16 protein-coding genes, 3 tRNA genes and 11 pseudogenes are annotated in these 26,829 nt (G+C 33.9%); 28 read left to right on the top strand and 2 right to left on the bottom strand.

The genetic code is table 11. The annotated features are described in order from the left end of the window. The first annotated feature begins 167 nt into the window (after positions 1-167). The 22 genes and pseudogenes from rho to yigL all read left to right on the top strand — a co-directional run bounded on the left by rho (position 168) and on the right by yigL (position 16,338). Positions 168-1,427, top strand: coding sequence for a transcription termination factor Rho (gene rho, locus WBAF_RS01830; protein WP_121463356.1), 1,260 nt, complete (start codon positions 168-170; stop codon positions 1,425-1,427). A gap of 106 nt (positions 1,428-1,533) precedes the next feature. After that, positions 1,534-1,922, top strand: a pseudogene (locus WBAF_RS01825) (MraY family glycosyltransferase); the annotation flags it as partial. 122 nt (positions 1,923-2,044) lie between these two features. After that, positions 2,045-2,400 (top strand): annotated as a pseudogene (locus tag WBAF_RS01820) (UDP-N-acetylglucosamine 2-epimerase); the annotation flags it as partial. Positions 2,401-2,406: 6 nt separating this feature from the next. Further along, a pseudogene (locus tag WBAF_RS01815) lies at positions 2,407-3,293 on the top strand (GDP-mannose 4,6-dehydratase). Positions 3,294-3,343: 50 nt separating this feature from the next. Further along, positions 3,344-4,172, top strand: a pseudogene (locus WBAF_RS01810) (sugar phosphate nucleotidyltransferase). Between the two features lie 511 nt (positions 4,173-4,683). Beyond that, a pseudogene (locus WBAF_RS01805) lies at positions 4,684-5,655 on the top strand (DegT/DnrJ/EryC1/StrS family aminotransferase). Between the two features lie 37 nt (positions 5,656-5,692). Further along, positions 5,693-6,184, top strand: a pseudogene (locus WBAF_RS02505) (MATE family efflux transporter); the annotation flags it as partial. Between the two features lie 94 nt (positions 6,185-6,278). After that, positions 6,279-6,410 (top strand): TDP-N-acetylfucosamine:lipid II N-acetylfucosaminyltransferase family protein, encoded by a 132-nt coding sequence (locus WBAF_RS02625; RefSeq protein ID WP_121463355.1) that lies wholly within the window; start codon positions 6,279-6,281, stop codon positions 6,408-6,410. 33 nt (positions 6,411-6,443) lie between these two features. Beyond that, entirely contained in the window at positions 6,444-6,503 is a 60-nt protein-coding gene (locus WBAF_RS02620) for a hypothetical protein (protein ID WP_241962863.1), read from the top strand. 175 nt (positions 6,504-6,678) lie between these two features. Further along, positions 6,679-6,745, top strand: a pseudogene (locus WBAF_RS02695) (hypothetical protein); the annotation flags it as partial. A 49-nt stretch (positions 6,746-6,794) separates the two neighbouring features. Continuing rightward, positions 6,795-7,016 carry a WzyE family oligosaccharide polymerase gene (locus tag WBAF_RS02610; protein WP_439952277.1) on the top strand — a complete coding sequence of 74 codons (222 nt, stop codon included), beginning with the start codon at positions 6,795-6,797 and terminating at the stop codon, positions 7,014-7,016. A 13-nt stretch (positions 7,017-7,029) separates the two neighbouring features. Further along, the gene (locus tag WBAF_RS02605; RefSeq protein WP_369688837.1) at positions 7,030-7,269 is read left to right on the top strand and encodes a WzyE family oligosaccharide polymerase; all 240 of its coding nucleotides are present in this window, start codon (positions 7,030-7,032) and stop codon (positions 7,267-7,269) included. 125 nt (positions 7,270-7,394) lie between these two features. Further along, positions 7,395-7,980: pseudogene (locus tag WBAF_RS02495) on the top strand (WecB/TagA/CpsF family glycosyltransferase); the annotation flags it as partial. A gap of 458 nt (positions 7,981-8,438) precedes the next feature. Further along, positions 8,439-8,515, top strand: a tRNA-Arg gene (locus tag WBAF_RS01790). Between the two features lie 67 nt (positions 8,516-8,582). After that, positions 8,583-8,658: transfer RNA gene (locus WBAF_RS01785), tRNA-His, on the top strand. A 142-nt stretch (positions 8,659-8,800) separates the two neighbouring features. Beyond that, a tRNA-Pro gene (locus WBAF_RS01780) sits at positions 8,801-8,877 on the top strand. 304 nt (positions 8,878-9,181) lie between these two features. Continuing rightward, positions 9,182-9,514: pseudogene (gene cyaA / locus WBAF_RS01775) on the top strand (class I adenylate cyclase); the annotation flags it as partial. A gap of 672 nt (positions 9,515-10,186) precedes the next feature. Then, positions 10,187-10,900, top strand: coding sequence for a 5-amino-6-(5-phospho-D-ribitylamino)uracil phosphatase YigB (yigB, locus tag WBAF_RS01770; protein ID WP_121463354.1), 714 nt, complete (start codon positions 10,187-10,189; stop codon positions 10,898-10,900). Positions 10,901-10,964: 64 nt separating this feature from the next. Continuing rightward, positions 10,965-13,111 (top strand): annotated as a pseudogene (gene uvrD, locus WBAF_RS01765) (DNA helicase II). Positions 13,112-13,188: 77 nt separating this feature from the next. Beyond that, positions 13,189-14,139, top strand: coding sequence for a magnesium/cobalt transporter CorA (gene corA, locus WBAF_RS01760; protein WP_121463353.1), 951 nt, complete (start codon positions 13,189-13,191; stop codon positions 14,137-14,139). Positions 14,140-15,192: 1,053 nt separating this feature from the next. Further along, complete coding sequence (locus WBAF_RS01755; protein WP_121463352.1) at positions 15,193-15,375, top strand: hypothetical protein; 183 nt, start codon at positions 15,193-15,195, stop codon at positions 15,373-15,375. A gap of 156 nt (positions 15,376-15,531) precedes the next feature. Beyond that, a complete protein-coding gene (gene yigL, locus WBAF_RS01750) occupies positions 15,532-16,338 on the top strand; it encodes a sugar/pyridoxal phosphate phosphatase YigL (RefSeq protein WP_121463351.1) in 807 nt (268 codons plus the stop codon). A gap of 512 nt (positions 16,339-16,850) precedes the next feature. Here the strand turns inward: yigL and WBAF_RS02690 are convergent. Then, positions 16,851-17,864: pseudogene (locus WBAF_RS02690) on the bottom strand (mechanosensitive ion channel domain-containing protein); the annotation flags it as partial. A gap of 425 nt (positions 17,865-18,289) precedes the next feature. Here WBAF_RS02690 and WBAF_RS02685 point away from each other — a divergent pair. After that, the gene (locus WBAF_RS02685; RefSeq protein ID WP_172575481.1) at positions 18,290-18,466 is read left to right on the top strand and encodes a hypothetical protein; all 177 of its coding nucleotides are present in this window, start codon (positions 18,290-18,292) and stop codon (positions 18,464-18,466) included. A gap of 275 nt (positions 18,467-18,741) precedes the next feature. On the opposite strand, the gene asd is transcribed toward WBAF_RS02685, so the two are convergent. Then, positions 18,742-19,620: an archaetidylserine decarboxylase gene (asd, locus tag WBAF_RS01735; RefSeq protein ID WP_121463350.1), complete on the bottom strand. Its 879-nt coding sequence runs from the start codon at positions 19,618-19,620 to the stop codon at positions 18,742-18,744. Between the two features lie 770 nt (positions 19,621-20,390). On the opposite strand from asd, the gene orn reads away from it, so the two are divergent. From orn to hfq, 5 genes are all read left to right on the top strand, one after another. Continuing rightward, positions 20,391-20,936: an oligoribonuclease gene (orn, locus tag WBAF_RS01730; RefSeq protein ID WP_121463349.1), complete on the top strand. Its 546-nt coding sequence runs from the start codon at positions 20,391-20,393 to the stop codon at positions 20,934-20,936. Positions 20,937-21,569: 633 nt separating this feature from the next. Next, the gene (tsaE, locus tag WBAF_RS01725; protein WP_121463348.1) at positions 21,570-22,028 is read left to right on the top strand and encodes a tRNA (adenosine(37)-N6)-threonylcarbamoyltransferase complex ATPase subunit type 1 TsaE; all 459 of its coding nucleotides are present in this window, start codon (positions 21,570-21,572) and stop codon (positions 22,026-22,028) included. Between the two features lie 892 nt (positions 22,029-22,920). Continuing rightward, the gene (mutL, locus tag WBAF_RS01715; protein ID WP_241962854.1) at positions 22,921-24,876 is read left to right on the top strand and encodes a DNA mismatch repair endonuclease MutL; all 1,956 of its coding nucleotides are present in this window, start codon (positions 22,921-22,923) and stop codon (positions 24,874-24,876) included. Continuing rightward, a complete protein-coding gene (gene miaA, locus WBAF_RS01710) occupies positions 24,869-25,810 on the top strand; it encodes a tRNA (adenosine(37)-N6)-dimethylallyltransferase MiaA (protein WP_121463346.1) in 942 nt (313 codons plus the stop codon). Before mutL ends, miaA begins: the two co-directional genes overlap by 8 nt. Positions 25,811-25,919: 109 nt before the next feature. After that, complete coding sequence (gene hfq / locus WBAF_RS01705; RefSeq protein WP_121463345.1) at positions 25,920-26,213, top strand: RNA chaperone Hfq; 294 nt, start codon at positions 25,920-25,922, stop codon at positions 26,211-26,213. The last annotated feature ends 616 nt before the right edge of the window (positions 26,214-26,829 follow it).

The following is a 26,829-nucleotide window of genomic DNA, read 5'->3' as shown; positions in this document are numbered from 1 at the left end:
TAACAAACTACTCCGACTACATGAATTTATATTCTAATGAAATTGATATATTCATCAATAATGTTTAAGGTTTTTGTATTTTTATTTAAATAGGCACTTAAAGATTACAGTAATATTTATTGTTCATATTTTCCCAAAATATACCCCGAGTTTAAGAACCCACCATTATGAATCTTACCGAATTAAAAAATACGCCCGTATCAGAATTGATTACTCTTGGCGAAAGAGTGGGGCTAGAGAACCTAGCCCGCATGAGAAAACAGGATATTATTTTCTCAATTTTGAAGCAACATGCGAAAAGTGGAGAGGATATTTTTGGTAATGGAGTACTAGAAATTTTGCAGGATGGATTTGGATTCCTTCGTTCTGCTGACAGCTCTTATCTAGCAGGTACTGATGATATTTATGTTTCTCCTAGTCAGATTCGTCGTTTTAATCTACGAACAGGAGATACAATATCAGGAAAAATTCGACCTCCAAAGGAAGGAGAACGCTATTTTGCCTTACTAAAAGTGAATGAAATCAATTTTGATAAACCTGAAAACGCCCGTAGTAAAATACTGTTTGAAAACCTGACACCTCTACATACTAATAACCGTCTACGTATGGAGCGTGGCAATGGATCAACAGAAGATTTGACCGCTCGTGTTCTAGACTTAGCCGCACCTATTGGACGTGGTCAGCGTGGTTTAATTGTTGCTCCACCAAAAGCAGGTAAGACCATGTTATTGCAGAATATTGTCGCTAATGTTGCCAATAACTATCTAGACTGTGTTTTAATGGTATTATTAATTGATGAGCGACCAGAAGAAGTGACCGAAATGCAACGCCTGGTTAATGGTGAGGTCATTGCATCAACCTTTGATGAACCTGCATCTCGTCATATTCAGGTTGCTGAAATGGTTATAGAAAAAGCTAAAAGATTAGTTGAACATAAAAAAGATGTAGTTATTATGTTAGATTCAATTACGCGTCTTGCTCGTGCTTACAACACAGTAGTTCCTTCCTCTGGAAAAGTCTTAACAGGTGGGGTAGATGCAAATGCTTTGCACCGTCCAAAACGTTTTTTTGGTGCAGCACGTAATGTAGAAGAAGGTGGAAGTCTAACAATAATTGCTACGGCATTAGTTGATACCGGCTCCAAAATGGATGAAGTGATCTACGAAGAGTTTAAAGGTACTGGAAATATGGAGTTACATTTGTCACGGAAAATAGCGGAAAAACGCGTATTCCCTGCGATTGATTATAACCGTTCCGGTACTAGGAAGGAAGAATTATTAACCTTACCAGATGAGTTACAGAAGATGTGGATATTGCGCAAAATTATTCATCCTATGGGTGAAATTGATGCCATGGAATTTTTAATTAATAAATTAGCAATGACGAAAACGAATGATGAATTTTTCAATTTTATGAAGCGTTCTTAAATTTCTATTAAAAAATTATTTACTAAAAAGCGCTACATAAAAGAAAAGTGGAGCTTTTCTAATAGGGTCTTTGGTAGAGATTTTACTTCTAAATCAGAAGTGCAATATTACACCAGAATTTATTCCACATAAATTGTGGTATTTGATTTGTGCTGGAATTTTAGTATTTGTTGGAGTATTGGATGATCGCTTTGATATTAGTGTTCAAGTTCGAGCAACTCTTCAAGCTATTGTTGCATTGGTTATGATTTATTTTTCCGGTCTAACGTTAGATAACTTAGGTGATGTTTTTGGTGGGGCCTTTAAGCTATTTAGTGACGTTATTTGCTGTTTGGGGCGCAGGCGCATGCTTTTAAGTATTGATGGTCTACTTGGTGGGCTTTCTTGTATCTCTTTTGCAGCATGAGGTATTTTGCTTTATCAAAATGGCAGGCATTAGCTTTTTGGTTTTTTGCTGTTATTGCTGCCATTTTCCCTTATCTATTATTTAGGGTTATTCGGAAATGCTGTCACTAACTTACCGACAGTTAATAATTTAGGTACACCCAACAACAATTATTGCAAAATTTTGATTCGCATATTAATCAAACACAAGATAATCAGTTACCAATAATTTAAATATCAGAGCAGATTATGATTTAGATATTATGACACCAGGACAAGATAAGGAATGATACCAGTTAACCCTGATGTGGTATTTGTTCATGGTGATACTACCACCGCGATGGCAACTAGCCTGGCTGCCTTTTATCGATGCATTGTGATGGGTGCATGATAAAGTTATGAATTATGCCACAATACGAGCAAGCATTGCCGCGCAATATTCTTTTCTTGATCAAAATAAAAAACTGCTGTTAGTTACAGGACATCGCCGGTAAAGTTTTGGTGGCTTGGCTGATTTGAATGTATTTGTCATGCATTAGCTGAAATTGCTAAAAATAATTATGATGTTCAAGTTGTCTATCCGGTTCATTTTAAAATAACTGGGGGTGCTGGATTTATCGGTAACGATAATGTGCTCGTCGTTGATAGTTTGACTTATGCCGGTAATCTGCGTTAGCGTCAGTTATAGAAAGCTATCGCTATACTTTTGCCCAGATAAATATTTGTGATCAACCTTAGCTTGATAAAATTTTTAAGCAATATCACCCTGATGCTGTTATGCATTCGATGAGCCAACTATCTTTATCAAAACTAATATTGTTGGTACTTTATTAGAGGTAACACGCAATTATTGGAATAATTTCAATCAGGAGAACAAAAAATATTTCGTTTCCATCATATATATTTCTCCCGATGAAGTTTATGGCTATTTGCATACCACTGAGGGTCTATTTACCGAACCACTTCCCTTATTCAGCTTCAAAGGCTTCCAGTGACCATTTAGTAAGAGCCTGGCAGGCAGCGTACTTATCCTTTAATTATGGTCCTTATCATTTACCTGAAAAATTAATTTCTTATATGATCTTGAATGCGATAGCTGGTAAATCATTGCCTATTTATGGTCAAGGTGCACAGATACGTGATTGGCTATATGTTGAAGATCATGGAGGTGCATTGTAGTCATCAGTCAAGCATATTCAGGTAATACTTATAATATTGGCGGCAATAATGAACGTAAAAATATTGATGTGGTAAAGACAATTTGCCGCCAGCTAGCTGTTACGTCCGGTCAAGCCTGAAGGAGTAAGCTCATTATCATGATTTAATTACCTAGGCCATGATATGCGTTATGCCGGTGATGCCAGCAAGATAGAACAAGAGTTAGGATGGAAGCCACAAGATACTTTTGAATCTGGTATTCGTAACCACGTTGAATGGTATTTGAGCAATGAAACCTGGTGGCGACAAGCGCAAGATGGTTAGGTGAAGATTTAGGCATCGCTTCAGCAACCGAGGAAAAGTGATGAAAGGCATTGTGCTCTGGAACCACCCCACTAGGTGTTTCTAAGCAACTGTTACCTATTTATGATTTACTATCAGCTTTCGGTACTGATGTTAGCTGGTCTCAGAGAAATATTAATTAATTATTTCAACGCCTGAAGATCTCCCGGATTATCAGCGGTTACTTGGCGATGGCGATGCTTTCGGTGTTCATTTCAGTTATGCCATACAAACCTCACCAGACTGGTTAGCACAGGCGTTCTTGAACGGTGAAAGTTTTATAGGTAGGTGATATTAGTTGATAATATCTATTTTGGACAGGCTTTTCGCAAAAAATTAAAATCGGGGGTCGTCATTTAGGAGCAACAATTTTTGCGGATCAGGTGGTAGATCCTGAACGTTTTGGAGTAGTGGAATTTGATAAAATTGTTAAAATACTTTCTATTGAAGAAAAAACACAGCAACCTAAATCTAACTGGGCCGTTACTGGACTATATTTTGATGATAATCAAGTAATTAATTTTGCTAAACAAATTAAGCCTTCATTCATTACGTGGGGAGCTTGAGATAACATGTATCAATCAAATATATCTTGAGCGTGGTGAGCTAAATGTTGAGCTATTAGGCCGTGAATTTGCTTGGTTAGGGTTAGATACCGGCACCCATGTTGATTGAAGACCAGTTGAGAAAAGGCAAGGATTTAAAATAGCTTGTTTAGAAGAAATCGCCTGGCGTAACGGCTGGTTACAGATTAGAAAATCAGCGGATAAACTAGCTAAAACCAGTTATGGTAAATATTTACAGGATTTACTGCATGTTTGTCCATTCCAATATGGAAATAGTTGGGAAAGTGGTTTTTAAAATCGTAAAACCGCCAAGTTGCATTTGGCACCAGATGCGCCGACTACGACATTGTGCAAGCAAAAATTGCTACAGCAGAAATTAAATTGATTTATTTAGCTATGGGGTTTTGGCTGGTAGAAGGTGAAGTATATTTTTGTCTGAATGTGGCTAGCATAAAAAGTACAGTTCAGCTGAAAATGAGATTTAAGTAGTAAAAAGTATTGCTGCTACCGCTTTTTCACATAGCCGTTTTCGCCCGATTGATAGATAATGCCCGGCTTTATTATGTTTGGATTGAAAAAGCAGTTATCGGTACTTTTGATGATCTTGGTTTATTAGTTAATGATAAACAAGGAAATATTCATTTATCACCATAAGAAAACTGACAGTTGAAAAATATGCGCGCATTGGGTTATTAGCTTCCTAACCATAAGGGGTAAATTACTAACAGCCGCCTGCCAATGGGCTAGATCAACTAAAATCAGTAATATTAGTCCGTCTGTATTCGCAAATAGGTATCTAGGACGACATGATCACATTTAATAAACCACCAGTTATTGGTACTGAATTACATTACATTCAAGAAGCTATGCAGAGTGGCCAGTGATGTAGTAATGGTATCTCTCTTTACTAGCGTTGTAGAAAGCGCTGTTCCTTCTTGCATCATTGGAAATGGCGGCTATTTTGCTTGATATTCAACCTGGCGATGGGCGATGAAGTCATTATGCCAAGTTTTACCTAGGTTTATACTGCTAATGCTTTTGTGCTAAGGGGCGCAAAGATTGTATTTATCGATATACTTCCTGGTACGATGAATATCGATGAGAGTAAAATTGAAGCGGCTACCTGTTCACTATGCTGGTGTGGCGTGTGAAATGGATACTATTAATTAGCAGAACAACACAAAAGACGCGGATCAGGGCGTCCACTTATAAGGGAAAGGGAAAAGTGCTTGAGGGCATATTGGTTGTTATAGTTTTCAGGAAGGTGGAGAATAGGGAGCTGTTAACCATAACTTATTGACAGAGCAGAAATTGTGCTGGAAAAAGGCACGGATCGTAGTCAGTTTTTCCGCAGCCCAGTTGATAAATATACCTGGCGAGACATTGGTTCCAGTTACTTACTTAATGTCAGATTTACCAGCTGCTTATTTATGGGCGCAATTGGAGCGAATAAAATTAATCAGCGTAGGCTAGCTTTATGGAAAAATAATAAGCTTAAACCTTTCGCTGAACTTAGTAAATTAGAGTTAGCGGTGATACCGGCGAATATAGAACATAATGCCCATATGTTTTATATTAAATTAAAAGATATTGAACAAAGAACCGCTTTCAATAAGTATATGCCAGCAGCAAATATTTTATCAGCATTTCATTATGTGGCTTTACATTATAAGCAGGATATAAATTTAGCCGTTTTTATGGTTATGATCTTTATACAAGAAAGTAATCGTTTAGTTCGTTTACCGATGTTTTATAATCTTACTGACGAAGAGCAGTAACAAGTAATCAATCAAATTCAATGTTTTTTTGATTAATATGTCACTAGCTAAAGCGTCTATTTGGACAGCAATTTCAACCTTGATAAAAATTAGTACAGGATTAGTAGTTATCAATTTTTTTACTATTGTGGTATTGGCCAGTCAGGAAATTTCCGGCAATTGATTACGGACGGTACTTGGTTTTTTCTCCTGGATATTCAATGGCGTGACGAAATATGTTGCTGAATATAATCAGACACCAACAAAATTGAGCGCTATATTATATTAGGCACATCATCATCAATGATTTTAGTGGTTTCAACTATCTTAGCGTTTATTTTAAAAATATTTAGCTCCTGGTGCTATTTGGTCATAAACATTATCAAACGGTCATTTTTGCCTTAGCATTAATCCAAATAGGAATCGCTTATGCAAATTAATTTTTAGCAATACTAAATACCGTGATGCAAAAATGCCCTATCGATTATCGTCAGCAGGAGTGATTGCTGACTATTTTTGTTTTAGATTAAATGGTTATCAAGGGGCGCTAAATAGATTAATAAAATGGATAAAATAAAAATTTTGGTAGGTAACTCCGGTGATAAATCCAATCGACTGATCATCAAGTCGAAATTTTCGTCCCTATGGGATATCAAGATAATAATCAAATATATATTTCCGAAGTTGCCCATGCAGCAGAAAATTATTTTTCTAATGGTGAAGTGACAATTATTAGGGAAAAAATGTATTTTACTATTTCGTTTACAGTCCTATAGGATAGGAGGATTTTTTCTGATGAAGTTTCAAGTGTGGCATTAAACCGTTTTTTTTATTTTTTCATCCCTGCAATGTTAATTCCCTATTTTTAACAGCTCAGTATCGCTGGTTATTTTTTCTATTTAGCACAATTTATTTTGGAATACTCATTTATTGAGTTGTGGGCGGAACACTGGCTAATATTATTATCTCCTTTGCACTTTTTTATTGGAATCGTCCGTTGCTGGATTAATTTCTGGATGTTAATTATTGCTGGTGTTTGTCGGTATGTTTTGGTTAGCATTAAGACGTTATGGATTAGATGTTAGTGGTCAGGTTTTATACTTTTATCTATTTAACGGTGGATACCTTTTCCCCTAATTTAGCTATTTTGCTAGATAACTATGACAAAATATAATTACAAGGCTTGGCCGCTATTGTACGTTATTTTTATGTTTTCATTCCCACTTGGCTATGGCCTGAATGAACGACCTAATACGATATTTAATTCAGCTAATTATTTTAGCTGGCAAGTGCTTGATAACCACTCTGGTTTAGCTATATCGCCCACACTAATTGGTTCTTTAGTAGTTATGGGTGGGGTTATTTTTATTCCTATTCCTTAGGTGTTGTGTTGGCTTGATTATTAAATTGTTTGATTTGCTTTACGAAAAAAGTGAGATTGAAACTAATCGCTATAAAGCAATTATTCTTCCAGTTTTATGTTTTAGCGCTATTTTAAATATTATTGTCTTGGTCCGTGAGGGTGTGGACTCTTTTGTATCGCTAGTGGTATTTTGGGGTTTGGTATTTGCGATTGGTTTGTTATTTGCTAAAGCTGGGTTAATTCGGATATATACAGACCACGAATTTTTGTAAAAAATAAGCTAAATAATAAGCCACAAGTCCTCCATAAATATAACATTCTAGGTCATATGTTGGTTTCCTGATATAAACCATTTCATTAATGATCTATTTTAGATCAAAAGGTTAAGTATTAAATATTGGTGGCTATTAAGGCGGAAAAAATCTTAACTGCAGAGCAAGACCGTGACTTAAATGCGCTGTTATAGATGGATTGTTATAGCTATTCGTCATAAATATCCACCAGCAAAGATTTCACGTATTGCGGGTACTGACTGATTTGTCATTGATGGCAATCGCGAGCCAAAATGCTGTCCCCGTGTTTTTAGTGGGTGGAAAAGCATAAATTCTTAAACAGACCGAAAATAAACTTCGTATTCATTGGAAAGTAAATATTATTGGTAGTAAGTACGGTTACTTTAAGCCAGAACAACGTGAAATATTATTTGAGCAAATCAAGGCTAGTGGAGCAAAAATTGTTACGGTAGCGGTCAGCAAGACATTTTACTCATAGATTATAAGCAAGTATATCCCAATGCACTTTAGATTTTTTTACCGGACATGTAAAACGAGCAAATTATGGCAACAATTAGGATTAGAATGGTTAGATTACTTTCTCAGCCTAGTCGTATCAAACGACAGATAAAATTATTAGGTTTTCTACGTTACATGGGGGCAAACTGTTTGATGACATTTATCAATTATTATTTAGTTATCGTTAAATAATATATATGGTTTCATTACGGCACTATTATCTGTAATTTTAACCATGAAGGTCATATGGTATTAAGTGATTAAGGACAGGAAATTGCTCTGTCGAAACAAGAACAAGGACTCATTCTTATCCTTGAAGATAAGATAGGCTGAATGAATTTATTTCATTAAGTGAAATAAGGTTTTGTTGGTTTATTTATGGGCTTTGATAGTACAAGTGAGCAGTACCTGATTATTTTTAGAATTTTTGCTTGCTTATTAGCATAGTAATTAGTCCGTATACACGTTTATCATTAATTATTTACAGCGTATTTAGAATCACATTTCCTATTAAACTGGTTATAAACTGATGGCAAAGTTAATTTTATGATTGAAAGAGATACAGCATAAGAAAATAACCTTATTTATTCAAAAAATCACTGGACAGCATGCTATTAAATCCGTACCATCCTCACCTGCAACGGTGTTAAGCGCCCGTAGCTCAGCTGGATAGAGCGCTGCCCTCCGGAGGCAGCGGTATCAGGTTCGAATCCTGTCGGGCGCGCCATTTACTTGCTCTGCTACGTGATAGCAGATTAATTTTATATAAAATTAAATTTTAAAAGATTTTTATGGTGGCTATAGCTCAATTGGTAGAGCTCCGGATTGTGATTTCGGTTGTCGTGGGTTCGAATCCCATTAGTCACCCCATATTTGTTTTATTAAATTATGCTATAGTGGCATACTTAAGATGTTAGTATTCTTATAGATATTTAACCCTTTTCCAACATAATATAAATAAGTTTTTAAAATTACATAAAAAACATATTTAAAATAAAGATTTTATTATTTTCGGCGAGTAGCGCAGCCTGGTAGCGCAACTGGTTTGGGACCAGTTGGTCGGAGGTTCAAATCCTCTCTCGCCGACCAAATGTTAAATTTTAGGAATTGTCATCAATATGGCATTCAATACCAATGCAATGGCTACTGACTAGTACGCCTACAGATTAAGTTGGCAACGTATTTGTGTTTCTATACTGAGACGTTTTAGGTACAGCAAGCATAGTCTTCCCCATTAACTAATTTGCTCAACCATATTTCCACATTAACACGTAGATCTATAACGCGGTGAGCAAACTTAGGCTAGGCTATGATGTTCCAGTTTATAGCTAGGGCAATTACACTACTTGGATATAAAAGCATCACCACGAATGCCTGGTGATTATTTTTTTAGCGATTGAATGTTTCAGTGCGGAAATTAGAAAATGCAGTCGAATTTTATGGTGCAATTTCTCAGAATAAATGGCATGGCTTACCGGTAAAATTAGATGTAAAGGTAAATTATTATTTACCTTTAGTTGTTGATAGTTATGCCAGTGAAGTGATTATACAATTTTTTTAAAAAGACAGAAGAAAATCATGGTTTTAATATCTCTATTTTAGAGGAAAAAATAGGGACGTCAGCTGTTTTTACTCATCCTTATCTACCTACTGTGCAAATTTAATTAATTTCAATTTACTGCACTTTTATCAGATAATAAAAATAGAAGATAAAAATCAAGTTATTTATTATTTGTCTTGCTAATTTTAAAACTTACAGTTCAATAAGAATGTATATCGAAAAGAATTAGGTATTAGTTTTTATATACATTAAGCAGTTAGAGATCATTTTAAGGTTAGAAGTCATAATACCGCTATGTATTTCGTAATTGAAATGATGATTACCATCAAACCAATAAAATTATTATTCTGTTTTATCCATCAATTTGTCAACCAATTGATGAAGTTCTGTGTCTGTCATCGTAGAAATTGCAATTATACACAATTCATAGTTTCTATAATAATTTTATGATCTTAGATCTAATTACTAAGAATGTTGATTTTTCTCATAAGCTTATTTGTCGGTTATTAGATCAATATAATAAGATTGGATGTTATCAGCTTTTAATTGTTTAATCACCTTATAATCCTAATCCTGAGCTGGATGATGGTAGTAAAGGGATTATTGTTTTGCTTGTTTTGTTTGTCTTTTTTACATTATCGGTAGGATAAAATGGAGATATTTGTATCAATATGGTAGTTTCTTAATTTTAACTAAGTTCAATACTATTTAAAGAGCAAAAAGCTGAGAAAACTTCTATAATTAGAACTCAACAACAAACAGATTTTAAGTATTTAGCTAAAGTTTATGATTATGATGTAACTCACTCACCCAAGGGCAAAAAGGGAGAAACCTTTAATGCGTTTTTATCGGCAATTAACTTCTATTACAGCGATTACCTTTGATTTGGATGATACATTATATGATAATCGCCCCGTTATTGCTAAAACTGAAAAGAAGTTATTAAATTTTATTCGTTGTTATGATGATCGCTTAAATAAACTTCAATTTTCAGATTTTAAAAAATATCAAACTTTGATTTTTAATCAGTATCCTGAAATTTATCATGATGTCACACATTGGCGTTGGTTAGCAGTGAAAGCGTTACTTTGTCATTATGGTTACGATCTAGAACAGTCGGTTGATGGTGCTAATGATATAATAGCACACTTTTCTTATTGGCGTAGTAAAATCGTAATACCAGAATTAACCCATAAAACTTTATCTACCTTAGCCGAAAAAGTCCCACTAGCAGTAATTACTAATGGTAATGCAGATCCTTATGCTTGTGGATTAGGCGATTATTTTCAATTTGTTTTAAAAGCGGGGCAAGATGGTCGCGCTAAACCGTTTAGTGATATGTATTATCTTGCCGCGCAGAAATTTAATATTGTATTAGATAATATTTTGCATGTCGGTGATAGTTTAACAACTGATATTCAAGGTGCTTTACATAGTGGCATGCAAGCCTGTTGGATCAATGCTAACAATAGCAACTTATTAACCAATGATAATAAAATATTACCTCATGTTGAGATTACCGGTTTAGCTTCACTTATTGCGCTGATATAATCAGCTCATCTAGTTAAAAATAAAATAGTAATTTATTGACTTATCTCTTAATTTAATGATAACCATGAAAGCATCATTTTTACTTAAAAACTTAAATAATAAGCAATGCGAAGCTGTTGCTGCACCTAGAACTAACATGTTAATACTTGCCGGCGCGGGTAGTGGTAAAACACGAGTACTGGTTCATCGAATAGCCTGGTTACTGGAGGTTGATAAGGTTGCTCCTTTCTCGATTATGGCGGTGACGTTCACTAATAAAGCTGCGACTGAAATGCGTAATCGTATTAATATATTATTAGGTAGCAATCAAGACGGTATGTTGGTAGGGACTTTTCATGGCTTGGCGCATCGTATGTTGCGGAATAACTATTCGGATGCAAATTTACCGCAAGATTTCCAAATTTTGGATAGTGATGATCAATATCGTTTATTGCGTAGAATTATCAAGGCCATAAATCTAGATGAGAGTAAGTGGTCACCACGTCAGGCTATGTGGTACATAAATAAAAAAAAAGATGAAGGCTTGCGGCCACAGCATATTGAAAGTTATGACAATCCAACAGAGGCCATTTGGCTACAAGTTTACCAGGCTTATCAGGATAAGTGTGATCGATCTGGATTGGTTGATTTTGCTGAACTTTTATTGCGTGCCCATGAATTATGGCTGAATAACCCGCATATACTACAACATCATCGTGAACGTTTCACTAATATTCTGGTTGATGAATTTCAAGATACCAATAGTATCCAGTATGCCTGGATACGTGTTTTGGCCTATGATACTGGTAAGGTGATGATTGTTGGCGATGATGATCAGTCAATTTATGGTTGGCGTGGTGCACAGGTAGAAAATATTCAACGTTTCTTGCAAGATTTTCCGGACGCGGAAATTATCCGGTTGGAACAAAATTATCGTTCGACTAAAAATATCTTGAAGTCTGCTAATGCGCTGATTGCCAATAATAATAACAGGTTAGAAAAAAATCTATGGACAGAAGGGACAGATGGTGAACCTATATCGCTTTATTGTGGCTTCAATGAGTTAGATGAAGCGCGTTATGTTGTTAGTTGCATTAAGCTATGGTATAAGAAAGGTGGCACATTAAAACAGTGCGCAATTCTTTATCGCAGCAATGCACAATCACGAGTGCTTGAAGAGGCCTTGTTGCAGTCTTCAATACATTATCGTATTTATGGTGGCCAACGCTTTTTTGAGCGGCAGGAAATTAAAGACGCGCTATCATATTTACGTTTGGTTGCTAACCGTAATGATGATGCATCATTTGAGCGAGTAGTTAATATACCAACGCGCGGGATAGGCGAACTAACATTAGACACTATTCGTAAGGTAGCTAGCGAAAAAAAACTAACTCTTTGGGAAAGTTGTGAATATTTATTAGCTGAAAAAATCCTTGGTAGTCGATCGGCTGGTGCTATTAAACGGTTTCTTGAGTTAATTGATGCATTTACTAAAAATGCTATAGATATGCCATTGCATGTGCAAACTGATCGTATGATCCATGACTCAGGTCTACTTGGAATGTACCAGCAGGAAAAAGGTGAAAAAGCACAAGCGCGTATTGAAAATCTTAAGGAGTTAGTTACTGCTACTCGTCAATTTAGTTATCAAGAAGATGATCAAGATCTAATACCATTACAGGCATTTTTGTCTCATGCGGCGTTAGAATCTGGTGATATACAGGCGGAGCGGCATCTTGATGCAGTTCAGTTAATGACGCTACATTCGGCAAAAGGTCTAGAGTTTCCATTAGTTTTTATTGTTGGTATGGAAGAAGGTATATTTCCAAGCAAGATGAGTGTAGAAGAGAGCGGACGACTGTCAGAAGAACGTCGGTTGGCTTATGTTGGATTGACTCGAGCGATGCATAAATTAACGCTGACTTATGCAGAAAGCCGTCGATTATATGGGAAAGAAGTCTACCATCGTCCATCGCGTTTTATTGCTGAATTACCGAATGAATGTATTGAAGAAGTTCGTTTACGTGCAACAGTTTCACGCCCTATTAGCCATCAACGACTTAGGAAGTACTTCAATTAATAAAAACGATATTTGCTATGTATTAGGCTAACTGGTTCGTCATCCTAAGTTTGGTGAAGGAACTATTATTAAGGTACCGTTTGCAAATCGCTTTTCAGGGAAAGGTGATCAAGCTGCTAGTTGCAGCTTATGCTAAATTAGAGTTGCAATAAAGAATGCTCGAAACATGGACATTTTTGTTACTAATTAACTATCTATTATTTTGTGGTTCTAAAGGAGGCGCTAAAATATGCTGCTGGCATTTAAATTAGATAACCACCGTTTGTCTCGCCTTGAGCTTGATGAAGGGGAAAAACTTACAGATGCAGTATGGGTTGATTTGATGGAGCCTGATGAAAAAGAACGGCAAACAGTGCAAAATGAATTGAAACAATTATTAGTCACCCCATCAGAATTAACTGATATTGAGGCATCGGCGCGCTTTTTTGAGGATGAAGATGGGTTACATATTCATTCATTTTTTTATTATCAAGACAGCGATGAACATGTTGGGAATTCGACGGTTGCTTTTACCTTTCGTGATAGCCGCTTATATACATTACGTGAGCGTGACCTGCCTGCTTTTCGTTTGTATCGTATGCGTTTAAGAAGTCAAAAGCTGATCGATGCTAATGCTTATGAGTTATTTTTAGATTTATTTGAAACAAAAATTGAACAACTTGCTGATGTAATAGAAAATATTTATAGCGTATTAGAATCGTTAAGCAGGATTATTCTGGAAGGTAAACAAGGTGATGAACTTGATAGCGCACTCGCTAATTTAGCTGAACAAGAAGATATTGGCTGGAAAATGCGATTATGTTTAATGGATAGTCAACGAGCATTAAATTTTTTAATACGACGGGCAAGATTACCTGCAGGTCAACTAGAGCAAGCGAGAGATATTTTACGTGATATTGAATCACTGTTGCCCCATAATGAATCGCTATTTCAAAAAGTAAACTTTCTTATGCAAGCTGCGATGGGTTTTATTAATATTGAACAAAATAGGATTATTAAAATTTTCTCCGTGGTTTCTGTGGTATTTTTACCACCAACGCTAGTGGCGTCAAGTTATGGGATGAATTTTGAATTTATGCCTGAATTAGGCTGGCATTTTGGCTATCCAGCAGCAATCATATTGATGATCATTGCCGGACTGGCACCATACGTTTATTTTAAACGTAAAAATTGGCTATGAGTTTATTCGATAAATAAAGATAGCTTGAGCAGAGTAGACTGTAAAAAACAGAGATCAGATGTGGTAATTATTTTTACCATCGCAATCAATTTTTTTCCACAACTTAAACTTAGATGGAAGTAATTAATATTTAAATATATGGTTCCACTAGCTAAGCAATTAGCAACATCTAATAATGCATAAATCACACTACTATGTAATATTTTCTATTGAAAGTTTACTATCAATTGTGATTTGTGATTAATAATCAACTCTATATCTATTTTATCTTAATACCTACATTAATAAATTTTGCAATTATAAGTTTATATAGCCTAATGTAAAGGCAGGCGCATAAATATTCTCTTATTATTAGATAATACATTAATGATTGATACCATGCAAAGATTAACAGTTTTTCTATTATTGGTTTCATAAAATAGTTGGTTCACCACTTGTATTTATCATACAGAGCATAGTTGTAGTATTACTGTTGAAATTTTGCGTGTAGTAAATAATCGAAATATTCGTTAATTTAGTCATGATGAGCTGCCAGCTTATGGCTTAAAAAAAGAGTAATTCGCAGAGTGTGTGTCGGCAAATGATTCATATTCTTTTAATAAGAAAAAAATATTACTTATTTTAAGAGCTCTGCCTAGATTGCCAGTACAAGTAGAGGTGCTCTTATAACCGGTGGTTGCTAGAGTTTTATCGAAAAACCAAGAATTAGCAAAAAGGTCATTAAGATAAAAAATTATCTGCTAAATGAGGTAAATTACGAAAAATCATTGCTAATTTAGTTTTGGCTTACTAGTATGGCCAGCTTTTAGATTTTTAGAAGATACATTTTATATTGATAATTTTAAATTTTTCCAAGATATTATTCATTATGTACTATCCCACTCAATGGTAAGATCTATTCTTGCTAGTTATTTGCTTACATAATACAGTCTTACAGTCTAACTTTTAATTTAGCAGTTTTATGTGCTCTAATAATAGGCATTAATTTACCGGTTTCGCGTTAGTTGTCAAATTTTACCATTCAATGTGCTAAAGATCTAATAACAGTGATTGATGATTATGCAGTATCATCCGGTAGATAGCATCTATTATCCTGAACTACATCTTGATGGTCTATCTTTATCATTGGATAAGGCAGAGAGTCTGCAGTTTACTGCAAAAGCAGCAGAGATTGCCGTTCTAGTTATGGTATTAAAATATCCTGAAGATAAGTTCGTTAGTAATCAGGATATTTAAATATTTTGTATCGCTAGGCAAAAAATACAGATGGGAAGAAAAGCTACCTTTAATTATTAAATTAGTAGACAATGAAATCTTAGTAAAAAACTATGCATTACGTGCTATGGCACTTAATGATTTTTTTGATCAACATTAATTAAACAAGGAAAAATAATGAATTATTCTGTTGTTGCTTCAGATTTAGATGGTACTTTACTGTCTCCTGACCACACTTTACCGCTTTATACAAAAGAAACGTTAAAATTATTAGCAGAAAAAAATATTCATTTCATTTTTGCTACTGGTCGTCACTATATTGATGTTGATCAGATCCGTAATGGGTTAGGTATTAATACCTATATGATTACATCTAATGGCGCTAGGGTACATAATACCAATGGAGATCTTATTTTAACACATAATGTGGATCCTGATATTGTTCATCAGCTCTGTTTAATGGAGTTTGATAATCCCAATATTCTGACCAACTACTATTCTAGCGATAATTGGTTAATTAATCGGGAGAGCACGGAACAAAAAGCATTTTTTCAAGAGTCTATTTTTCACTATCAACTTTTTAAGCGGGATAATTTTTCGACTACAGATGTAAGCAAAGTCTATTTTACTTGTGAAGATCATCAGCAATTATTGCTATTGCAGGAACAAATAAGAAATCTTTGGGGTGATCGTGTCAACGTTAGTTTTTCATTACCAAGTTGTTTAGAGGTTATGAATGGTAGTGTTTCCAAAGGAAATGCACTAAAGCATGTAGTTAATTTATTAGGTTATACTTTGCATAATTGTATCGCTTTTGGTGATGGAATGAATGATTATGAAATGTTAACTATGGTGGGAAAAGGATGCATTATGAAAAACTCACATAAATTATTGCGAGATCATTTACCAGATATGGAAATTATCGGTTCTAATGAAGAAGAAGCTGTTTCCTATTATTTGCGTAGACTTTATACTGGTATTTAAATATTTCCATATAAATTTAGGTTACCTCGGTTCGAAAAAAATAATTTATTATTAATTTGCTGGATTGCTTTCGATTATATCAACAAGTTAATTAATAATGAATTTTTAAAATTTATGATGACTTATAGTATCAACTTTATATAAAGGAAAATAAGTTGCTTAAATATATTTGTAATTTGTATTATATGAAATGAGCTTGGATACTAAGATTAACTATTATTTAAGTATATTTTTGAAGCGTTAGTTATAAAAAAAAGCTAACAATATGAAACATTTTAGTATTTCCGCTAGGAATGTTATGGTTCTTCAGTATCTGCTGATATAACAACTGCAAAATCCAATAGAATAACACAATTACAGCAATTAGCTGTACAGGGTAATGATAAATATCAGTATGAACTAGAGTAAAAATATTTGCCTTAGCAAGTAATTTACTATGATAAAGCAATAAAATAATACCCAAATACAGCAGTTTGTGCAAAACAGATTAATATATTTAACTTCATTGCGGTCAGCCTATGCCCTATTTCTGCTGCATAGATACGTAATTCAAAGATTTGAATACCTTGTTGTAAATCAACTAAATATACTTCAGGTGCCGGGTTAATTAAAATCATCGGCGTTTTCGCGGCAGCATTAAGTAATATCTGACTGATTGTTGTACTCTCTAGATGGTACTGGAATGGTAATTGTATCGGATAAAGACCAGTTAATAAATTGTTCGGTAATAAAGGCTTTATTAGGAACAATAATGTCTTTGCGATCCAAATCTGTTAAGGTTGTTGCCCTGTAGTAATACTTCCAGTTAATTCACGTGACGGTATCACTAATACGAATAGGTTTATCAAATAAGATCATTAACCCAGAAATGATATTAGCAAAAATTTCCTGTATACCAAATTCTAGTCCAACACCCATCGCGGCAATTAACCATTGTAGTTTTGACCAATCAATCCCAAGCATGTAAAATCAGACTTACCTATAAGCGCAATTTAGTCAACGTGGTGATTGCATACCCTGTTCCCGGGGTTAAATCAGGGCTAGTTCTAATGAAGCATAGTCTACCTAAGCTTGGATAACAAAAATTAATAATTGATAGTAACGCATCGCCCTTTTTACATTTTATTTAGACCAGCAAAAATGGGAAATAAACAAAAAGTAGCACTAATCAGAAAAATCAATAAAACCGGTGTTGTCTATCTTACCCCAGAGCCAATAGCAGTAGCAATTGGAAATTGCCAAGCACTTTGTAGACCGTAACCAATTGCTGACCATAAAATAGGTAAAGGAAGGGCGATCTTAATAGACCAAAATACGGTTCGTAAGGTTAGAGCAAAGCGATCCCTAAAACGATAGCAACAGCAGTAGTATAGCGTTAATATAGCTCTAATTACGCCACTAAGTTGAGATAAAGTATTAAGCTAGTTAGATCTTTTTACTATGGTAATTGGATAGTTGAGATTTATAGGATCTGTATCTGCGATCCAGAACATATAACGATGGGTAGCATCTTTGATATCTGTTAATTAATGCATCAGTTAGTTAACTGGGTTGCCACAACATAGAGCTTGGTTAATTCCCATCTTTCACTGTCATAACTAGAAATTATTGAGCTTAATAAAGCTTAATAATTCCTAGTTTGGATAGCTGAATCATAAATTTGCGTTTTTTCTGATGTCAAATTTTTTATTTCAGCTGGGGTTTCTTCGTTATTGCAATATTTTCCAACATATCTTGAATCAACCCGTTTGTTGATAATTTATCTGTCAATTTGCTGATTTTGGGGAATTTATGGCAAATGGTATAACTGTGCGCGCACCTTGAGCAGCTAACATTTCAGTGTTTTTAAGTGCCAGTTGTGCTTTCGGTTGTCGTTGACAGTTTAGATAGATGATTTCGTAATTTTTGAAGCTCTTGATCGATTCGTTGGTAACTTTTTTTAAAAAGCTCAATGCGGAAGCGAGCAATTTATTGGCGATTATTAGCTGAAAGCTGTGCTATTTATAGTTCATTGGTTTTCGCCTTTCTTGCCATGACTTCTGTTTGTGCTAAGTTATATTGTGCTTCAGCTAAAGGAGAAACTGGAACAGGCAGCGATTGTAGTCTTACGGTAGGGGTCAGAAAGTAGGCGGCTAGCTAGCCTCTGAGGCAATGGAGTAGCTTATTTCACAATTTCTATCTTGTTCTTGCTGAATTTTTCTGCTAATGCCTGAATAATCTCTGCATTCCCGTTTTTGTATTTTTATTTGCTTCAAGTTGTTTAATCTCTTTTAAAATTTGTATTTCATCAAGATTGCTGCAAATGCAGGTATAGTGATGAATAAGAGACTAAATAGGACGCACAATATAATTCCTTAGATAAAATTATTCATATCTATCAATTAAATTTGGGATATTTGTATGTTACTCATAATTTAGATAAATTGATTCTGCTAATAATTCCCCTACTCTAGTAACAGATCCTTGCTTTAGAGCAGAATTTAGTTTGATATGGTTTGATTCAAATAAATTGATAACGGTGGAACCAAGTTTGAATTTTCCCATTTCTTTGCTTTTTTTTAGGTAAACTGCGCCTGTCTTATCTTTTTCAGGATAAGTCCAGCGTTTAATAATTCCTTCCCGTTGATTATTGACGCAGCCACACCAAATAGTATCTATGCTGCCAACAATTGTTGCCCCTATTAGAATTTGTGCTATTGTTCCAAACAATGTTTCAAAAATACATATTATACGTTCATTACGGCCAAAAAGATTAGGAACATTTGTTACAGTAAGTTGATTAACAGAAAAGAGATCACCAGGAACATAAATCATTTCAGTTAGTAAGCCATCACAAGGCATATGGACACGATGATAGTCCCGTGGAGATAAGTAAGTAGTTACAATCAATCCATTTCTAAACTGATCTACCAGTATATAATGACCTGCTAATAATGCCTCTAAACTATAATAATTACCTTTAGCTTGTAGGAGCTGATCATTCATAATTAATCCTAATTGGCTTATTACACCATCGGCTGGTAGAGCAAGTTGATTACTATCTGTAACAATAGGACGAATATTTTCTTTTAATGGACGAGTAAAAAATTCATTAAAAGTTGAATAAGCAGAAAATTCATTTTCTTTGGCTTCTGACATATCAACTTTATAAAATTTGGCAAAAAGCTTGATCATTAATTGGGTAAAACTAGCCGCCCTTTGATCAGCAAGCCAACCCAATAATTGTGTTAATCCTTGTTTTGGCAATAGATATTGTAATTTTATCTTTATTTTTTCCAGCACATTAACCTCTAATCTGATCTTATTCGGTTATAATCAAAAACATATAGGTATTCTACCTCTGCTTTTTATGTATTCCAGAGTTATGGTTATAAAATTTTATTATCTATAAAAGATAACCGTGGGTTTATTCCATTTTTGCTAAAATTAGATGATGTTTTTCAAACCATTATTTTGCTATTTTCTAGCGACTAAGGCTTGTTATAATGAACATCCAGGATCGGATAAATGCTTGCAATCACGAAATTTGCAGTATCCAAAATATTGCCTGACTTTGATAAATAATTTATTTATTTGTTACTTTGTCAGCTGCCATAATTTAAACTCACGTATAACTGATGAATCGATAAACCACCTTTGGTGAAATGGTAAATACGTGCATGTTGACCTAATCCTGAATTATTAGATACTTGGTTGAGTAAGATTTTTTGTTCATTATCTGCTAATAAGTTATTAATAAAACTGGACTACCCAACACCAGATTGCCAGACAACAATAGATATTTTTTCTATCAGGATCTGAATAAGAGTATCTATTCCTTTTAAGTAATGCCAAGTTGATTATCATTGATTGTTTTTTGAGCTTAGTTTGATGGGTGGCATATATTCTGCGCTGTTGGCCTGTGGTAATTTTTTTTAGCAACCTGACCTCAATAATTTTGGTGGTTTATTGATTAAGTTTCTTATCAAGAATTATCGCAGTTGTGCTTTTAAACAGCTATCATATACTAAGTATTGTATGCTATAAGTTTAGAATAGAACCCAGGATATAACATGGTAAATAGTAATAAAAATTTGATTTGGATAGATTTGGAAATGACTGGATTAGATCCAGAAAAAGATCGTATTATTGAGATCGCAACAATCATAACTAATTTCAATCTAACTATTTTATCTGAAGGGCCTGTTATTGCAATTCATCAATCTGAGCAACAGTTATCACTTATGGATAAGTGGAATGTTAAAACTCATACTGAAAGTGGATTGATTGATAGAGTTAAATCTAGTCGATATGATGAAAAAAAATCAGAATTAGCCACAATTGCATTTTTAGAAAAATGGTTATCCATGGGTGTTTCACCTATTTGTGGTAATAGTGTTGCTCAAGACCGTCGTTTTTTATTCAAATATATGCCTGAGTTAGAAAAATACTTTCATTACCGTTACTTAGATGTAAGTACTTTAAAAGAGCTGGCTCGCCGTTGGAAGCCTGATATATTGCCTGGTTTTACAAAAAAAAATACCCATCAAGCTTTAGAAGATATAAAGGAATCTATTGCAGAGTTAGCTTATTATCGCCAACACTTTATCAACCTTTAGATCGTGTTATTATCATGCTAATTATGAGTTATTTGCTATGTGATAATTTTATTATCATTTGCAACTCATAGTGATTGGTAATATTATTAGCATAAAATCATGTGATATAACCTACTATTTTTACCTATTTTGTTAGTTAATTTTATTTTTCTGTTTTTTATTTTATTTAATTTTAATTAGAGTACCATGGGTTCTGTGTTACATATAATTTTCCTCAGGCATATGGTAATAAGTATTATTTTATCAATATATTTCAAGCTATAACTACCTATAATAATATAAAATTGTTAAATAGCGGATATTTAACTATGTATTAAAATAATATCAAGCTTACTTAGTAATGTAAAAAAGCTCCTTTTAACTAAAAAACGCTAATTTTTAAAGATAAAACATTTCATTTTTTTATTTAATATGATTATCTATCGATTTTATCGCATAAAAAAATTTCATTATTGGATTTTAATAAACATTTTTATATGTTTATTTTTTATTATTAATTTGATCTAATTAAATGATCTTATTAATAAAAATAAGTTACTTTATAAGTAACTTTTAAAGATTAGCTAGCTCAATAATAAGTATATAGTATATGTTTTATTGGTAATAAATAATATTAAATATGGCAATCTTTTCATGAAAGAACTTATTTTATTACTTGCTAATGAAAAAGCAACTATAGCTTTAGGGCATCGTTTAGCTTATCTTTGTAAGCAATGTGTTATTCTTTATTTATATGGAGATTTGGGGGCAGGGAAAACTACTTTTTGTCGCGGGTTTTTGCAAGGTTTAGGTTACCAAGGACATGTAAAAAGTCCAACTTACACTTTAGTTGAACCGTATTTACTAACTCCTCATCCAGTTTACCATTTGGATTTATATCGTTTAACTGATCCTGAAGAGCTAGAATTTATGGGTATCCGTGATTATTTTAATTGGCAGGCTATATGTTTAGTTGAATGGCCTAATAAAGGTGAAGGGATGTTAACCTACGCTGATCTTGAACTTTATCTATTATATGATAATAATGGAAGACAAGCACGACTTGTTGCGTTGTCAACATATGGGGAAATGGTATTAGAACAATTATCATAATAATATTATTAATGACGACTTAGATAATTAATATGATTATGATAAAAAAATGGCAAACTCATATCTTTAGTTTATTAAATTAAAGACTGTCACTTTATCCAATATTCACGTAAATGATAATTTATCTAAGATAAAAATTACTTTTTTCCACTTAATGAATTAAGTGCTTTGAGTTGTTGATTTTTACAATCTTATCAGTAATTTTGATTAACAATGAAATTTATAAATAAAAAGTTGATTAAAGGCATTAGTCCTATAATGAATTGCTGAGAAAAAGTTAGTTAATTACTAACCCCTTTAAGAGATAAAATTTTACCTAAAGGTACTTGGTAAGTTATCGTTACCATTGAGACATGGCAGTTCCAGTAGCAATGAGATAAAATAGTTATCGTGAAAAAAATATAACGGTAAGTATCGCGCATAAATTATAGAACCACTGAAAGACAAATACCATGTTTAAGTTAGTTATAACACCCAATGGAGACTATTTTATTTCTGTAGTGGGCAGCGCAGCGAAGCTAAAAATAGGTGTTGCTTGTTGGTAGCTTTCCAATAAAAGCCACTTGAATTATTCAATAGTACAGGTGATGTGTGAGCAAATGGCGTAGATCTTTATCTTAGCCAAACTATTTTAGCTTTATTGGAGGTAAAGTACTAAGATAACCAAGTAAAATTGGTAATATACATAAATTTTATCCAAAATATGCCATTTTTCATGTACTTCATTCTCCCTATATTCCATTTATTCTTGTGGAAACAGATTGTATTACAAATCGTTCCGAAGAACGTCTTTTAGTTTCAGATCATTATCTGGAACTTTTAGCAATAGCTATTAGGATGATTAAATTATTTTATCCAACATCCCTTATAAGTAGCACAAAAATGATGTAATATGGCAGAGGTTATTATGTCATCGATACAAATTCTTTCTCCTCAATTAGCTAATCAAATTGCGGCTGGTGAAGTAGTTGAACGCCCATCATCGGTTGTGAAAGAGTTAGTTGAAAATAGTCTCGATGCTGGCGCAAGCCGTATTGATATTGAAATTGAGCGCGGTGGAACAAAACTTATCCGTATCCATGACAATGGTAGTGGTATAGCTAAAGAATATTTAACACTAGCGTTGGAGCGACATGCTACTAGCAAAATAGCAACACTAGAAGATCTTGCCGCTATTATGAGTATGGGATTTAGAGGAGAAGCGCTGACCAGTATTAGTTCTGTTTCTCGTTTAATACTAACTTCACGCGTTAAGACCCAGACAGAAGCATGGCAAGCTTACGCTGAAGGGCGTGAGATGAATATTACGCTAAAACCTGCAGCTCACCCAATAGGAACAACTGTTGAAGTAATTGATCTTTTTTATAATATGCCCGCTCGACGTAAATTTTTACGTACAGAAAAAACTGAATTTAGCCATATTAATGAGGTAATACGTAGAATAGCTTTAGCGCGTTTCGATGTTGCAATCAATTTTCACCATAATGGTAAATTAGTTCGTCAGTATCGTGCGATAAATAGTGAAGAGCAATATGAAAGACGTTTGGCTGCTATTTGTGGTAATACTTTTATCAAAAATGTACTGAAATTATGTTGGCAACATGGTGATTTAGCTATCAAAGGCTGGATAACTAACCCCTATTTAGGTAAAGCAGCTGAAATTCAATATTGTTATGTTAATGATCGCATGATACGTGATCGATTAATCAATCATGCAATTCGTCAGGCCTATGCAGATCATATGCAAGAAGAACAGCAAGCTGCTTATGTACTTTACTTAAAGATTGATCCTCGTCAGGTTGATGTTAATGTTCATCCAGCTAAACAGGAAATTCGTTTTCACCAAGCGCGATTGGTTCATGATTTTATTTATCAGGGTGTTAACATGGTACTTAGCCAACAAAACCAAAAACAATTTAATCAAGTCGAGATTAGTTCAAAACATAAAAAGAATCCTGTTTTAGGATTGCAAAATAGATTATCTGCCGGCAAAAATTTTTTTGCTTCAGATGATTCAAAGCAGCATTTAGTTATTGAAGAGCAAAAAGCGCAAGTAATAATAGAATTAAGTACCAGTAGCCAAATTACGCCATCTGAAACTGCATCATTTTATTGTTACGATAATGGAAAATTAGTTAAAAAAATAGATAATAAAAAAACGGCTGATCTTTATCAGCAATTCATGCAGAATGAACTATGTAAACAAGAAAAAATCCCACTTTTCCCAGAGCGAAACCCGATCCAAACTGAGAAAATAGCAGTAAAATCAGTTGTTATAGAAAAAAATGATAAAAATTATCAATTTGGTAAAATATTAACAATTTGTTCTAAAAATTTTGCCTTGATTGAATCATCATTTGGAATAGGTTTGTTATCATTAGCGCAAGCTGAGCGATATTTGAAACTAAGTCAATTAATTCCTACTGATAAAGGATTAAAATCTCAACCTTTACTAAGGCCAATAAAGGTCACTTTAACAGCAAAGGAAATTAAAACTTTTTATCAAGTAAAGGTATTATTAAGTACCTTAGGTTTTGACATCAATATTTATCATAATAAAGCAATAATTAGTGGTGTATCTTATCCCTTAAGATCACAAAATTTAGCGGAGCTATTTCCACAACTATTGAAATCTCTTGCTGATAATACTTCTTGTCAGATTAAAGAGTTAGTGATTTGGTTAGCAGATCATTTAGTCAATGAAAAACAAGTATGGACAGTTGCACAAGGGGTCCAGTTATTAGCTGATCTTGAGCAGGCTTACCCTGAATTAGTTAAAGAACCACCGAAAACATTACTACAATTAATTGATTTAGAATCAGTGATAACGGCTTTAACTTATGAGTAGACAAATTTTTCAACATAAACCTCCAGCAATTTTTATAATGGGGCCAACAGCATCAGGAAAGACAGCACTGGCAATGGCATTGCGTCAACAATTACCAGTTGAAATAATTAGTGTAGATTCTGCTTTAATTTATCGCGGGATGGATATAGGAGCAGCAAAACCAACACTGGAAGAGCAACAAATTGCTCCACACCGATTGATTGACATTTTAGATCCTTCGCAGTCTTATTCTGCTGCTGATTTTCGCCATGATGCTTTATTAGAAATGGGTAAAATTGTTGCATCAGGCCGTATTCCATTACTTGTTGGAGGGACTATGCTATATTTTAAAATATTGCTAGATGGGATATCACCATTACCTTCAGCTGATGTTAAAATTAGGGCAGAAATTGAAAGACAAGCAAAACAATTTGGTTGGGGTGTAATTCATAAAATGTTACAAGAAGTTGATCCTATCTCAGCAGGTAGAATCCATCCTAATGATCCTCAACGATTGTCTCGTGCCTTAGAGGTTTTTTTAGTTTCCGGTAAGAGATTGACAGAATTAACTGAAATTGTAGAAGCAGAATTATCTTATAATGTGTTACAGTTTGCGATTTCGCCGCCAGATCGTAAAATTCTTCACCAACGTATCGAGATGCGTTTTCAACAAATATTGAGAACTGGTTTTGAGAACGAAGTTAGCGCTCTTTATGCTAGAGGGGATCTAGATGAAGATCTACCTGCTATTCGTTCAGTTGGTTATCGTCAGATGTGGTCATATTTATCTGGTGAAAGCAGCTATAATGAAATGGTTTATCGTAGTATATGTGCAACACGTCAATTAGCTAAACGTCAAATTACATGGTTAAGAGGTTGGAAAAACGTGCATAGACGCGATAGCGATGATATTAAGGGAATTATTAACATAATATTGCATTTTATTAATGCATAGGTTTGCTATTTATGTACAAATGGTGGTAAAGGTACAATTTTGTGAGTAGTTAATTTTTTAGAACCATAAAGGTTCTTAGTTAAAAACAACAAAATAAGGAAAATATAGAATGTCTAAGGGGCAATCTTTGCAAGATCCGTTCCTAAACGTGTTACGTCGTGAAAGGGTTTCTGTTTCCATTTATTTGGTAAATGGCATCAAATTACAAGGTCAAATCGAATCATTTGATCAATTTGTTATTTTACTTAAAAACACAGTAAGCCAAATTGTATATAAGCATGCTATTTCTACTGTAGTACCTTCTCGTACTGTATCTCACTATAGTAATCAAGGGGGTACAGGATTAGGTAATTACAATGCAGGTAATGTAGCAGTTCCACTGGATAGTAATGTTACTAAATAATTTATATCTAAATAAAAAATACAGGTAAAGGGAACTTTACCTGTATTTTGTCTTTCTAATATTTTTTAAGGTTAAGTATTTGTATTTTTATTTAATAGAAATAAAAAGTGGGGGATTAGCGGTTCTTATACATATTTTTTCTCTAATGAAAAAATACTGAAGACCTTATTGAATTTGAATTGTTAGTCATCTATAAGGAAGCCAATATAGATAATCAATGATAATCGCGCTACAGGCTAAAGATTTTGAAGGTAAAGCAGAAAAAATAACAGCAGCTATTAAAGTCAGTAATGCTGATGTAGTTCTCTTTTTTAGTACGTAGCAGGACTCATATTAAAATACAGATGAGGGTGCGTCCTTCGTAGCTCTGGTAAAACGTAACTTTAAACAGATCTTAGATTGCTTATAGATCTAATTTGGCAAATTATTTCTCGGTAAGCTTGAAAAGCAAAAAAAACAGGGTAGACAAGCTAAAAGTAAAGCTAGTATTCCTACCATATCATAATTAGATCCTGATAATATTAGAGCAATAGTCTTTCTTCATAATGATCTTATAGCTACCGCTATATTACAGGAAACATAGAAGGCCAGTTTATTATTCGATGCGGCGGATAAC

Origin of the sequence: Arsenophonus endosymbiont of Aleurodicus dispersus (genome assembly GCF_900343015.1) — a bacterium.
In the GTDB taxonomy this organism is placed as follows: Bacteria; Pseudomonadota; Gammaproteobacteria; order Enterobacterales; family Enterobacteriaceae; genus Arsenophonus.
Note: the sequence above shows the minus strand (reverse complement) of the source record. Positions and strands in the feature narration are given on the sequence as shown.